Genomic DNA, 11,737 nt, shown 5'->3' on the forward strand with positions numbered 1-11,737 from the left:
AAAGAGAAGAAATATTTTACCGAACCACTACTTTTCTAGAGAACTCAGAATGAGTGGCCCATTTTCAGTTACGGCAATGGAGTGTTCAAAATGAGCAGATGGCTTTTTGTCAGTGGTGATAACGGTCCACCCATCCCTTAGCACCTTTACCTTATGTGTCCCCATGTTAACCATAGGCTCAATGGCCAACACCATGCCGGGCAATAATCTTACCGTCCGCTCTCCCTGATGAAAATTAGGAATCTCAGGTGCTTCATGCAGATGGGTGCCGATACCGTGGCCAACAAATTGTCTAACGACAGAAAACCCTCCACTCTCAATGCAATCCTGTATAGCCGTTGATATATCACTTATTCTATTGCCCACTACAGCCTGTTCTATTCCTTTCTGCAGGCTGTTTTTTGTTGTGTTCAATAATTTTTGTACATCTCCAGCAATCATACCTACCGGTACGGTTATGGCTGAGTCGCCATAATATCCTCTGAAGAGCACACCAAAATCAATGGAAACTATGTCGCCTTTTTGTACCTTTTTCTTCCTCGAAGGGATACCGTGCACAACTTCTTCATTAACGGAAACACAAAGGCTACCGGGAAAACCTCGATACCCTTTAAAAGCCGGTTGAGCTTTTCGTTTGACACACAATTCCTCGGCAAGATTATCAAGTTCCCAGGTGCTCATGCCAGGTTGAATCACATCGCCCAGCATCGTCAATGTTTCCGCGACTATCTGATTAGCTTCACGCATGAGCAGAATTTCATCAGCAGTTTTAATGATGATATTTCTGCCCCGATCTATTACATCGGATGCTGTCACCGCGCTGCCTACCTGCGTCCTTTGATCCGACCCTGCTTCATAAACCCTTCGTAATTACGCATATGTAAATGCGACTCGATCTGGGAGATGGTATCAATGCCGACACCAACCACGATCAACAGTGCAGTACCCCCAAAGAAAAAAGGTATATTAAATTTAGAGATCAAGACGGTCGGCAGCACACATACTGTACTGAGATAAATAGCCCCGACTACTGTCAGCCTGGTAAGAACTTTATCTATAAATTCGGCAGTCTTTTTACCAGGTCGAATACCTGGTATGAAGCCGCCATTTTTTTTCAGATTTTCCGCAACATCATCCGGCTTAAAGGTGACCGCTGTATAGAAGAAACAGAAGAAAACGATCATCCCGATATAACAGATATAGTAATATATCGTCCCTGGAGACATTGCCGCGGAAACACGCTGCACCCAGTCAATTTGGATGAAACTGCCGATAGTAGCAGGAAACATCATAATCGAAGAGGCAAAAATTGGTGGAATAACCCCTGCTATATTGATTTTTAGCGGCAGATGAGAACTCTGACCGCCATACACCTTTCTGCCCACAACCCTTTTTGCATATTGTATAGGAATTCTTCTCTGCGATGTTTCAAAGAAGACGATAGTCGCAACAACAGCCAGCATGAACAAAACGAGAAAGGGAACAAAAAAGAGAGAAATCTCCCCGGCTTTAACCAGCTGAATGGAGTTGACAATTGCTGCCGGCCCACGGGCCACAATACCGGCAAAAATGATAAGTGAGATGCCATTGCCAATCCCTCTCTCTGTCATCTGTTCCCCAAGCCACATGATGAAGGCGGTCCCGGAAGTGAGTGTCAGCATGGTCATGAGCTTAAACTGAATACCAGGATCGAGAACTATCGCCTCCCCCCCAGGTCCAGTCATGCCTTCCAACCCAACGGCAATGAAGGTACCCTGAATTATACTTAGAAACACCGTCCCGTATCTGGTGTATTGAGTGATCTTTCGCGTACCGGACGGTCCTTCTTTTTTCAGAGCCTCGAGTTGTGGGATCACCACAGTCAAGAGCTGAATGATAATGGAGGCACTAATATAGGGCATGATACCAAGGGCGAAGATGGAGAAATTCTCCAGTGCTCCTCCGGAAAACATATTAAACATGCCAAACAGTGTACCGGCATTGAGGTTGAAGAAAGCCGAAAGTGCCTCGCCATTGATTCCAGGAGTTGGGATCTGAACGCCCATCCTGTACACGGCAAGCATGATCAGCGTGAACAACACCCGCCTTCGCAGCTCTGGTATATTTGCAGCACTCTGCAATCCACTCATTATTAATACCTATTTACGATACAGCTCTATAATAGTTTCTTGGATCTCTACGTCAGAGATAAAAGTGCGTTAAGAGTCCTGCTGATCAGAGGTAACTACCGTTCCACCTGCAGTTTCAATCTTATTCTGAGCAGCTTTACTGATTTTATCTACTTTTATTTTCAATGGCTTGGTGATTTCTCCATTGGCGAGAACCTTAACAAGCATACCTTTTTTAACAATCCCTGCTGCAACAAGGCTCTCAACAGTAACTTCTTGCTCACCACCTAAGCCATCAAGCTGGGTCAGGGAGACGAGAGCATATTCTTTTTTGAAGATGTTGGTAAAGCCACGTTTTGGCAATCGACGCTGCAGTGGCATCTGGCCACCCTCAAAACCTGGTTTAACGCCGGAACCGGATCGAGATTTAAATCCTTTGTGACCTCGCCCAGCCGTTTTTCCATGCCCGCTACCGGGGCCTCTACCAAGTCGTTTAGGCTGTTTGGTCGAGCCGGCTTTGGGAGAAAGATTCGCTAAGGTTATCATGCTATACCTCCTCCATACGAACAAGATGCGATACTTTATTAAGCATGCCCCTGATCTCTGGGGTATCTTTTCTTGTTATTGTTTTATTCATTTTGGTGAGCCCCAGCCCTGTTAAAGTTGCATTGATTTTCTTGGTACTGCCAATGCCACTCTTCACCAGAGTAAAAGTAATTGTCTCGGCCATTTGACTACCTTCTTTTAATCAAATATTAGACAACAGATACGGTCGAAATACTTATCCGACTTCGCAACCGTTGTGATTAAGCAGTTATTTCTTCTACGGTTTTTCCGCGTAAGTCAGCTATATTCTGAGCTGTACGCAAATCTCGCAAACCACCCAAGGTAGCTTTTACCATATTGTGCGGATTGTGTGATCCGAGGCATTTAGTGAGTATATTTGAAACTCCCGCAGCCTCAAGTACCGCCCTGACAGGACCACCGGCGATAAGCCCGGTACCCGCTGATGCCGGCTTGAGCAGTACTTTTCCGGCGCCAAATTTACCAACAACCTGATGCGGAATCGAATTCTCTGTCAAACAGACGGAAAACATACTCTTGCGTGCTTTCTCAACACCTTTCCGGATGGCTTCTGGAACCTGGTTTGCTTTGCCCAGGCCGTAACCCACTTTACCCTTACCATCACCAACCACAACAATGGCACTAAAGCTGAATCGACGACCACCTTTTACAACTTTTGCAACCCGGTTGATAAAAACAATCTTTTCGATCAGTTCCTCAGTAGCAACACTTTTGGAACGTTTGAAATCAGACAAGGGACACCCCCGTTATAATAGAAATCATTAGAATTCAAGACCACCTTCCCGAGCACCTTCGGAAAGAGATTTAACCCGGCCGTGATAAATTGATCCTCCGCGATCAAATATCACTTTGCTGATTCCGGCGGCCTTGGCGCGAGTAGCAAGCATTATACCTATCTTCTTTGCTGCTCCAACCTTTCCTTTTTCTTCACCAGGCGCAAACTCTTTATCAACGGTTGACATGGATACCAATGTATGTCCGGCTGCATCGTCAATAATTTGCGCATACATATGTTTATTACTCTTAAAGACTCTCAACCTGGGGCGTTCGCTGGTACCGGAAATCTTCTTCCTTATCCGGCTGACACGTTTCGCCCGAGCTATGGTCTTCGGATTTGTCTTAGCCATTGCAATTTACCATTCAGTTTATTTTTGACCTGTTCGAAAGTACAAATTATTTTGAGCCGGATTTGCCGACTTTTCTAATAATATGCTCGCCTTCGTATCGAATGCCCTTCCCTTTATAGGGCTCAGGCTTTCGTACCTGACGGATTCTTGATGCAACAAGTCCAAGCAGCTCTTTATCGATACATTCAACAACAACTTTAGTGTTTCCTTCGACAGTTGCAGAAACCTCTTTCGGCAGTTGAAAATTGACGGGATTGGAATAGCCGACATTGAGCGTCAGTGTTGCTCCGCTGACATTTGCCTTGTAGCCGACACCTTCAATTATCAGAACTTTTTTGAACCCGTCGACAACACCAATAATCATATTGTTGATCAGAGTTCGCGTAAGACCGCGAAAAGCATTTACCCTGGTGTTTTCGATTCGATTACTGACCTGAATTATATTGTCCTGGATCTGAACGTCAATATCCTGGACTATTTCACGTTTTAAAGTACCCTTTGCTCCGGTAACCGTAAGAAGTTGACCAGCAAGTTCAACCTTCACCCCTGCGGGGACCGGAATTGGTTGTTTACCAATACGAGACATAATTTCCTCCGTTATCCGCGGGTCTACCAGACCTCACAAATTATCTCACCACCTGCATTCAGTGCTCTGGCTGTTTTATCAGTCACAACACCTCTTGAGGTAGATATAATGGCGACCCCTAGTCCGTTCAACACCTTCGGAATAGCGTCTGCCTTGGCATACTTGCGAAGTCCAGGTTTACTCACCCTTTTAATTCCGGTGATAACGCACTCATGGTCCGGTCCGTATTTCAGATCAATTTTCAGAGTACCTTGGATTTTTCCAGGAATAACCTGATAGTTTCCAATGAACCCTTCGGACTTCAGCACCTTCGCAACATCAACCTTGACAGTGGAGGTAGGCATTTCAACCGAATCAAACTTAGCCATTACTGCATTTCTTATCCTGGTCAGCATATCTGCCAGGGGATCGCTCATAGACATAGCGAACACTCCTTATTTTTCAAAATTGTAAACGGGTTCAAACAGTGAGAAAAAAATCTCTACCAACTTGATTTAGTCACACCAGTAATTTCACCGCTGGACGCCAGTTTACGGAAGCAAATTCGACACACACCAAATTTTCTTATGAACGCTCTAGGACGCCCACAAAGTGGACATCTATTATACTTTCGCACGCCAAATTTTGGTTTTCGCTGTGCTTTTGCAATTATGGATTTCTTAGCCAAACCGACCTCCAAATTATCTCTAGTAAAATGATTTTCTGAAAATGAAATGAGTTATTTTTTAAAAGGCATCCCCAGCATCTTAAGAAGAGCAAGACCCTCTTCATCAGTTTTTGCCGAGGTAACAATAGTAATATTCAGCCCCTTAATTTTATCTATCTTGTCGTAATCGATTTCCGGGAAAATTATCTGTTCCGTTACGCCCATTGAATAGTTGCCACGACGGTCAAAGCCTTTTGGAGACAGGCCTCTGAAGTCACGTACCCGAGGCAGGGCTATGTTTACCAATTTGCTGAAAAAATCGTACATCTTGTCACCACGCAGGGTAACACAACAACCAATCGGCATTCCTTCACGCAACTTGAACGTGGCGATCGACTTCTTCGCTTTAGTAATAATCGCCTTTTGACCTGCAATTTTACTGAGCTCTTCAGCCGCTCCTTCGACAATTTTTGGATTCTGGACAGCTTCGCCCAATCCCATATTGAGAACAATTTTTTTAACCTGAGGAATCTGCATGGCATTCTTATAACCAAATTCCTCCTTGAGTGCAGGAACACACTCATTTATGTACATATCTTTAAGCGCACCCATGTATAACTCCTAGCGTACCATTATTGATAATCTATGATTTACTCTCGATGGATTCGCCACAACTCTTGCAATAGCGTACCTTGGTACCGTCATCGAGGACCTTCTTGCCTATGCGACCGGTTTTGGTGCATTCAGGACAAATGAGCTGAAGATTGGAAACGTGAATTGGTGCTTCTTTTTCCACAATCTGGCCCTGTTGATTCATCTCTTGAGGCTTCGTGTGTCGTTTAATCAAATTAATACGCTCGACTACGGCCTTGTCTTTATCGCGAAGGACCCGAAGAACTTTTCCAACTCTGCCCTTATCTTTACCGGCAATCACTTCAACCTGATCATTTTTTTTCAGGTATGTTCTACCCTGTCTCATTGCTCTACCTTTATCCAATCAATGTATCTTTACTCAATGCCTGTACAGCGGCTTATAATGCCTCTGGGGCCAAAGATATAATTTTCATGAACCCTTGGTTTCTTAATTCTCGAGCGACCGGTCCAAAAATACGAGTACCAACTGGTTCACCCGAGGTCGCCAGCATAACTGCCGCGTTATCATCAAACTTGACCCAGGTATCGTCCATCCGCTTCATCTCTTTCGCGGTGCGAACGATAACGGCCTTCATGACATCGCCTTTCTTTACTTTGGCGTTGGGTATAGCTTCTTTTACGGTCACGACGATGACATCGCCGATTGTTGCATACCGTTTACCGGAACCGCCAAGAACCCTGATGCACAGGACTTTTTTGGCACCGGAATTGTCAGCAACATTAAGTACTGTTTCTGTCTGTATCATAATTTCACCTGATATCTCATCCGAAACAAGTCGTTTCTATCGACTTACCACTTGAGGCCGGTATCACACCGCCTGTTCCAGTATCGTTTTGACCCGCCATCGTTTCCTTTTGCTCAGCGGTCGACATTCTTCAATAAGAACGGTGTCTCCGATATTGCAAAGGCTCTCAGGATCATCTGCCAAATACTTGACACTGGTTTTCATAAATTTACCATATAGTTTATGGCGAACCTTGCGCTCTACACGAACGACAACACTCTTTTCCATTCTGTTGCTGACAACAGAACCGGTTCTTGTCTTTCTCGATTTATTTATTTCACTCATAATTTAGTCAATTAGTGATGTTTTTTAGAACCCGACCATACCGCACTAAATTTCCTAACGATTCGTCAGTTGACAGCTTGCAATTTTATGGTTTCGATTCTAGCAATTTCTTTTCTAATTTTCTTCAGTCGAGATGTATCTTCGAGAGGCCGTATACGATGTTGAAAAGAGAGTTTTCCCAATTCTTCGCGCAGATCCTTTAAATTTTTATCGAGATCTGCTGCGGACATCTTACGGATTTCTTCCGTTTTCATAACGTACCTCTCTTTGTTACGACTTTGGTCGAAAATGGCAGCTTGTTACCAGCGAGAGTCAGTGCTTTTATTGCAAGTTCCTCACTTACCCCTGTGATTTCATAAAGAATCGTTCCAGGTTGTACCTTAGCTACCCATGAATCAGGGCTACCTTTACCTTTACCCATACGGGTTTCAGCAGGTTTAGAAGTTAATGGCTTGTCTGGAAAAACTCTAATCCACACCTTACCGCCACGTTTCATCGTCCTGTTGATTGTAATACGTGCCGCTTCTATCTGCTGTGCCGACATAAAGCCGCAAATGGTCGCCTTGAGGGCATAATCACCGAAGGAGATCGAGGAACCGCGCGAGGCCACCCCTCTGGATCTTCCTTTGAAAACTTTTCTATGTTTAACCTTTTTAGGACTTAACATCTTTTACTCCAAATAATTTATGGAATCCCATGAACAGTGTGCTTACTGCGCCGTCCCTGTATCAGTGTCGCTCAGGACTTCGCCATTGAATATCCACACCTTTACCCCTATAATTCCATAGGTAGTATTGGCTTCAGCTAAAGCGTAGTCGACATCGGCTCGCAAGGTATGCAGGGGGACCCTACCTTCACGAACCCACTCACATCGTGACATCTCCGCACCGCCCAATCGCCCGGAACAGGAGATCTTTATGCCTTGCACACCAAATCTCAGTGCAGAGCTTACCGCTTTTTTCATTGCCCGACGAAAGGCAATACGGCGAATAAGCTGCTGAGCAATATTTTCCGCAACAAGTTGAGCATCCGCTTCAGGACGGCGAACTTCCTGAATATCAAGTGTTACTTTGCGAGTAATGAGCTTTTCAAGCTCTTTTTTAAGTATCTCAATTTCCGCACCTTTCTTGCCGATGACTATTCCAGGCCTGGCGGTGAAAAGTTTAATCCGTACCTGCTCGCCTGTCCGTTCGATCTTTACTTTGGACAATCCGGCATGTTGTAGACGGTTCTTGAGAAACTTCTTAATTTTTTGGTCTTCAATCAGATAAGTGGAATATTCCTTATCAGCATACCAGATTGAATCCCAGGTCCGGGTAATATTCAGTCTTAGTCCGAGTGGATTAACCTTCTGCCCCAAAACAGTCCTCCAACAAATCCATTGTTCTATTAATGTTTAGAATTTCCAAAGTATCATGACTGCTTTTACCAGTCTAGCTCTCATCGAGTACAACGGTGATGTGGCTTGATCTTTTAATGATACCTGTAGCTCTTCCTTGCGCTCTGGGACGAATCCTCTTAAGAGATGGTCCCCCGTCAATTACTATTTTCTTTACATACAGATTATCAACATCCGCCTGATCGTCCTGCGTTGCGTTGGCAACTGCGGATTCGATAACCTTTTGAATTATACCGGCTCCCTTTTTCGGCATGAAACGAAGGGTAGTTATAGCCTGATCAACCCCCATGCCCCTAACCACATCGGCAACCAGACGCGCCTTTTGTGGAGAGATCCTAATATATTTTCCTACGGCTCTTGCTTCCATAGTTAATGCTCCTGATGATTCCTGCCAGAAACGAAATATTTCTAACTATCTTTTACCCTTTTTGTCCGAGGCATGGCCATAGTAGGTTCGCGTCGGTGAAAATTCGCCGAGTTTGTGACCGACCATGTTCTCTGTGACAAAAACGGGAATAAATTTCTTGCCGTTGTGTACAGCGAATGTAAGTCCAACCATTTCGGGACTAATATCGGATCGCCTTGACCATGTCTTGATAACCTTCCTGGATCCGCTTTCAAACGCTTCCGTCACTTTCTTTTGAAGATGATCATCGATGAAAGGACCCTTTTTGATTGAGCGTGACATACGTAACTCCTCGTAACTTAAGATCTCTTCTTGACAATCATTCTGTCAGAAGCCTTCTTTTTCCTGGTCTTGAAGCCTTTAGACGGAACCCCCCACGGACTACATGGATGCCTGCCTCCCGAGCTTTTTCCTTCACCACCACCCATCGGATGATCAACAGGGTTCATGGCAACACCGCGAACATGCGGACGTATTCCCTTCCATCTGTTTCTGCCGGCCTTCCCAAGCTTTTGACTTTCGTGCTCACGATTACCAACCTGACCGATACAGGCTCGGCAGTTATTGTTAAACTTTCTTACTTCTCCGGATGGCAGTCGAACAAGCACATATCCGCCTTCCTTGGCCATCAGCTGAGCAGCAGTACCGGCACTCCGGACCATCTGAGCCCCTTTGCCGATTTTCATTTCAATGTTATGAATGATCGTACCAAGCGGGATATTCACCAGTGGCAGACAGTTACCCGGCTGAATGTCAACGGTATCACCCGCCACAATAGTGTCGCCAACCGTTATACCATCAGGTGAAAGGATATATCTTTTTTCACCATCCTTATAGTTCAGTAAAGCAATGTTCGCCGAGCGGTTCGGATCATACTCGATTGCGATGACTTCTGCATCAATATCAATCTTGTTCCGCTTAAAATCAATTATGCGGTATTTTCTCTTATGTCCACCGCCGATGTGTCTGGAGGTGATGCGGCCGTAATTATTCCGGCCTCCGGTTTTATTGAGACTGCAAACGAGACTCTTTTCCGGACCTTTGGTTGATAAGTCCGGGTTTTTAGACGACACATGCTGTCGTTTACCTGGTGATGTTGGTTTGTATACTTTAATAGCCATGATTTCCCAATCGCTCCATCATTATTAGATTAGATAGAATCTTTCAATGTAGAAGGTAGATGATTGTATAATTTGAAGAAGATACTATCTACAATTCATCCGCAAAGTTAATAGTTCCTTCCGACAAGGTTACATAGGCCTTTTTCCAATCATTGGTAAAGCCAATCGTCTTTCCAACCCGTTTCTTTTTTCCGTGAAGATTGACTGTTCTCACATCCTTGACCTTCACATTGAACATCAATTCAACCGCATTTTTTACTTCTATCTTGTTCGCCTTGGGATGGACTTTGAAAACGATTTTACCGTCTTCCTCCTGCATCAGAGCAGCCTTCTCAGTGAGGCAGGGTCCCTGTAGTACACTATAGATGTTTTTCATGCCATTAACCTCTTCTCAAGGCTTTCGATTACCGGCTGTACCAGAATCACTTTTTTGTGCAGCAGCAGGTCATAGACATTAAGGCCTTCCGAGGACATTACCTTGTAGCCGTTGACATTACGTGAAGATTTGGTCAAACTCTCGGGTGCATTATCAGTCACTATGATGCCGTTATCAATATCGAGAACACGCATTATGTTGACAAAATCCTTCGATTTTATCTGGTCCATGGAAAAATCGTCAAGGACGACAAGATTACCTTCCTGAAACCGAGCACTAAGAGCCATTGAAACTGCCTGCTGTCGTACCTTGCGATTAAGCTTAAAACTGTAGTCTCTGGGTTTTGGACCGAAAGCAACTCCACCACCACGCCACAGAGGCGATCTATTCGTACCGGCTCTTGCACGTCCAGTACCCTTCTGCCGCCAGGGTTTTCTTCCCCCGCCGCTGACTTCGACTCTCGTTTTCGTACAGGCGTTACCTGAACGTTTTGCTGCACGTTGCATACGAACAACTTCATGAAGTATGTACTCTTTTACCTCACGGTTGAACACGGCATCGTTCAGCTCAATTTCGCCAACACTCTCATTCTTGGTGTTAACTATATTTACAGTAGACATATTAATCTCCTCGAACCTGTCAGATCACATTTCTCTTATTTCTTAAAAATCTTCAACAGGCCGTTTTTGGCTCCAGGAAGCGGTCCCTTCAAGAGTACAACGTTTTCCTCAGACCGAACGTCAACCACGACCACGTTCTTTCGCAACACGGTATCGTTACCCATTCGACCGGGCATTTTTTTTCCTTTCACGACCCGTGCCGGATAGGCGCTGCAACCGATGGAACCCGGCGCACGATGGAACATGGACCCATGTCCGGAGCCACCACCACTGAAACCATGGCGTTTAATGACACCTTGAAAGCCACGCCCTTTACTGGTCCCTTGAACGTCTACCTTATCACCAGCCTTTACTACTGTGTCCAAAGTCACTTCCTGGCCCACTTCATAGGCAGAAATATCAGCGACCCTGAATTCTCGAATGAAATAGTAGCCATCGGAATTGGATTTTTTTAAATGACCACTGATCGCCTTGTTCACTCTGCTGGCTTTTTTATCCCCAAAGCCTACCTGAATAGCACTGTACCCATCTGTAGCTTCGGTTTTCACCTGAAGGACTTTACACGGACCAGCCTCTATAACAGTAACTGGAACTGCCTGACCCACTTCATCATAGACGCGAGTCATCCCAACTTTTTTTCCTAATATACCCATTGACTTTGGCATAATATTACCCGATGCTTCAATTTACTTTTACGTCGTGCCTGCTACGGCAACTTGATTTCGACATCGACGCCTGCGGACAATTCCAGCTTCATAAGCAGATCAATCGTCTGCTGCGTGGGCTCTAAAATATCCAATAACCGACGATGGGTTCTCATTTCAAAGTGTTCTCGAGATTTTTTATCCACGTGAGGTGAACGAAGAACACAGAATTTATTGATTGTGGTAGGCAACGGTATCGGTCCTGCCACTGCTGATCCTGTTCTTCTGGCTGTTTCAACTATCTCGGTAGTAGATTGATCAAGTAGTTTATGATCATATGCTTTCAGCCGGATACGAATTTTTTCTGTTGGTATCATTACACACCTTTAAGCAAT

Annotated in this window: 23 protein-coding genes; all 23 read right to left on the minus strand. The window is 44.8% G+C overall.

Annotated elements, in window-relative coordinates; genetic code table 11:
- Nucleotides 1-27: 27 nt before the first annotated feature.
- Entirely contained in the window at nucleotides 28-816 is a 789-nt protein-coding gene (gene map / locus ACYQ8U_RS16510; RefSeq protein WP_459946655.1) for a type I methionyl aminopeptidase, read from the minus strand.
- A gap of 8 nt (nucleotides 817-824) precedes the next feature.
- Nucleotides 825-2,129, minus strand: coding sequence for a preprotein translocase subunit SecY (gene secY, locus ACYQ8U_RS16515; RefSeq protein WP_459946656.1), 1,305 nt, complete (start codon nucleotides 2,127-2,129; stop codon nucleotides 825-827).
- A 69-nt stretch (nucleotides 2,130-2,198) separates the two neighbouring features.
- On the minus strand, nucleotides 2,199-2,651 hold the full coding sequence (gene rplO / locus ACYQ8U_RS16520) for a 50S ribosomal protein L15 (protein WP_459946680.1): 453 nt from the start codon (nucleotides 2,649-2,651) through the stop codon (nucleotides 2,199-2,201).
- Between the two features lie 4 nt (nucleotides 2,652-2,655).
- Nucleotides 2,656-2,838 carry a 50S ribosomal protein L30 gene (gene rpmD, locus ACYQ8U_RS16525; RefSeq protein WP_459946657.1) on the minus strand — a complete coding sequence of 61 codons (183 nt, stop codon included), beginning with the start codon at nucleotides 2,836-2,838 and terminating at the stop codon, nucleotides 2,656-2,658.
- A 76-nt stretch (nucleotides 2,839-2,914) separates the two neighbouring features.
- Nucleotides 2,915-3,427, minus strand: a complete 513-nt coding sequence (gene rpsE, locus ACYQ8U_RS16530; protein ID WP_459946658.1) for a 30S ribosomal protein S5 — start codon at nucleotides 3,425-3,427, stop codon at nucleotides 2,915-2,917.
- 27 nt (nucleotides 3,428-3,454) lie between these two features.
- Nucleotides 3,455-3,820: a 50S ribosomal protein L18 gene (rplR, locus tag ACYQ8U_RS16535; protein ID WP_459946659.1), complete on the minus strand. Its 366-nt coding sequence runs from the start codon at nucleotides 3,818-3,820 to the stop codon at nucleotides 3,455-3,457.
- A 46-nt stretch (nucleotides 3,821-3,866) separates the two neighbouring features.
- Nucleotides 3,867-4,406: a 50S ribosomal protein L6 gene (gene rplF / locus ACYQ8U_RS16540; protein WP_459946660.1), complete on the minus strand. Its 540-nt coding sequence runs from the start codon at nucleotides 4,404-4,406 to the stop codon at nucleotides 3,867-3,869.
- Nucleotides 4,407-4,429: 23 nt separating this feature from the next.
- Nucleotides 4,430-4,828, minus strand: coding sequence for a 30S ribosomal protein S8 (gene rpsH / locus ACYQ8U_RS16545; protein WP_459946661.1), 399 nt, complete (start codon nucleotides 4,826-4,828; stop codon nucleotides 4,430-4,432).
- A 59-nt stretch (nucleotides 4,829-4,887) separates the two neighbouring features.
- Nucleotides 4,888-5,073 (minus strand): type Z 30S ribosomal protein S14, encoded by a 186-nt coding sequence (locus ACYQ8U_RS16550; RefSeq protein WP_459946662.1) that lies wholly within the window; start codon nucleotides 5,071-5,073, stop codon nucleotides 4,888-4,890.
- Between the two features lie 51 nt (nucleotides 5,074-5,124).
- Nucleotides 5,125-5,664 carry a 50S ribosomal protein L5 gene (gene rplE, locus ACYQ8U_RS16555; RefSeq protein WP_459946663.1) on the minus strand — a complete coding sequence of 180 codons (540 nt, stop codon included), beginning with the start codon at nucleotides 5,662-5,664 and terminating at the stop codon, nucleotides 5,125-5,127.
- A gap of 31 nt (nucleotides 5,665-5,695) precedes the next feature.
- Complete coding sequence (gene rplX / locus ACYQ8U_RS16560; protein ID WP_459946664.1) at nucleotides 5,696-6,031, minus strand: 50S ribosomal protein L24; 336 nt, start codon at nucleotides 6,029-6,031, stop codon at nucleotides 5,696-5,698.
- Nucleotides 6,032-6,083: 52 nt separating this feature from the next.
- Nucleotides 6,084-6,452 carry a 50S ribosomal protein L14 gene (gene rplN, locus ACYQ8U_RS16565; RefSeq protein WP_459946665.1) on the minus strand — a complete coding sequence of 123 codons (369 nt, stop codon included), beginning with the start codon at nucleotides 6,450-6,452 and terminating at the stop codon, nucleotides 6,084-6,086.
- 63 nt (nucleotides 6,453-6,515) lie between these two features.
- Nucleotides 6,516-6,776 carry a 30S ribosomal protein S17 gene (rpsQ, locus tag ACYQ8U_RS16570; RefSeq protein ID WP_459946666.1) on the minus strand — a complete coding sequence of 87 codons (261 nt, stop codon included), beginning with the start codon at nucleotides 6,774-6,776 and terminating at the stop codon, nucleotides 6,516-6,518.
- Nucleotides 6,777-6,841: 65 nt separating this feature from the next.
- Nucleotides 6,842-7,030, minus strand: a complete 189-nt coding sequence (gene rpmC / locus ACYQ8U_RS16575) for a 50S ribosomal protein L29 (protein WP_459946667.1) — start codon at nucleotides 7,028-7,030, stop codon at nucleotides 6,842-6,844.
- Nucleotides 7,027-7,443: a 50S ribosomal protein L16 gene (rplP, locus tag ACYQ8U_RS16580; protein ID WP_459946668.1), complete on the minus strand. Its 417-nt coding sequence runs from the start codon at nucleotides 7,441-7,443 to the stop codon at nucleotides 7,027-7,029. The genes rpmC and rplP overlap by 4 nt, the downstream gene beginning before the upstream one ends.
- 42 nt (nucleotides 7,444-7,485) lie before the next feature.
- Entirely contained in the window at nucleotides 7,486-8,136 is a 651-nt protein-coding gene (rpsC, locus tag ACYQ8U_RS16585; protein ID WP_459946669.1) for a 30S ribosomal protein S3, read from the minus strand.
- Nucleotides 8,137-8,209: 73 nt separating this feature from the next.
- Nucleotides 8,210-8,542 (minus strand): 50S ribosomal protein L22, encoded by a 333-nt coding sequence (gene rplV, locus ACYQ8U_RS16590; protein ID WP_459946670.1) that lies wholly within the window; start codon nucleotides 8,540-8,542, stop codon nucleotides 8,210-8,212.
- A gap of 45 nt (nucleotides 8,543-8,587) precedes the next feature.
- Nucleotides 8,588-8,863 carry a 30S ribosomal protein S19 gene (gene rpsS / locus ACYQ8U_RS16595; RefSeq protein WP_459946671.1) on the minus strand — a complete coding sequence of 92 codons (276 nt, stop codon included), beginning with the start codon at nucleotides 8,861-8,863 and terminating at the stop codon, nucleotides 8,588-8,590.
- A gap of 17 nt (nucleotides 8,864-8,880) precedes the next feature.
- Nucleotides 8,881-9,702: a 50S ribosomal protein L2 gene (gene rplB, locus ACYQ8U_RS16600; RefSeq protein ID WP_459946672.1), complete on the minus strand. Its 822-nt coding sequence runs from the start codon at nucleotides 9,700-9,702 to the stop codon at nucleotides 8,881-8,883.
- An 88-nt stretch (nucleotides 9,703-9,790) separates the two neighbouring features.
- On the minus strand, nucleotides 9,791-10,078 hold the full coding sequence (gene rplW, locus ACYQ8U_RS16605; protein ID WP_459946673.1) for a 50S ribosomal protein L23: 288 nt from the start codon (nucleotides 10,076-10,078) through the stop codon (nucleotides 9,791-9,793).
- Nucleotides 10,075-10,698 carry a 50S ribosomal protein L4 gene (gene rplD, locus ACYQ8U_RS16610; protein ID WP_459946674.1) on the minus strand — a complete coding sequence of 208 codons (624 nt, stop codon included), beginning with the start codon at nucleotides 10,696-10,698 and terminating at the stop codon, nucleotides 10,075-10,077. The genes rplW and rplD overlap by 4 nt, the downstream gene beginning before the upstream one ends.
- 35 nt (nucleotides 10,699-10,733) lie before the next feature.
- A complete protein-coding gene (rplC, locus tag ACYQ8U_RS16615; protein WP_459946675.1) occupies nucleotides 10,734-11,363 on the minus strand; it encodes a 50S ribosomal protein L3 in 630 nt (209 codons plus the stop codon).
- A gap of 41 nt (nucleotides 11,364-11,404) precedes the next feature.
- Nucleotides 11,405-11,716: a 30S ribosomal protein S10 gene (gene rpsJ, locus ACYQ8U_RS16620; protein WP_182749376.1), complete on the minus strand. Its 312-nt coding sequence runs from the start codon at nucleotides 11,714-11,716 to the stop codon at nucleotides 11,405-11,407.
- Nucleotides 11,717-11,737 lie beyond the last annotated feature (21 nt).

It is taken from the genome of Desulfocastanea catecholica (assembly GCF_054657295.1).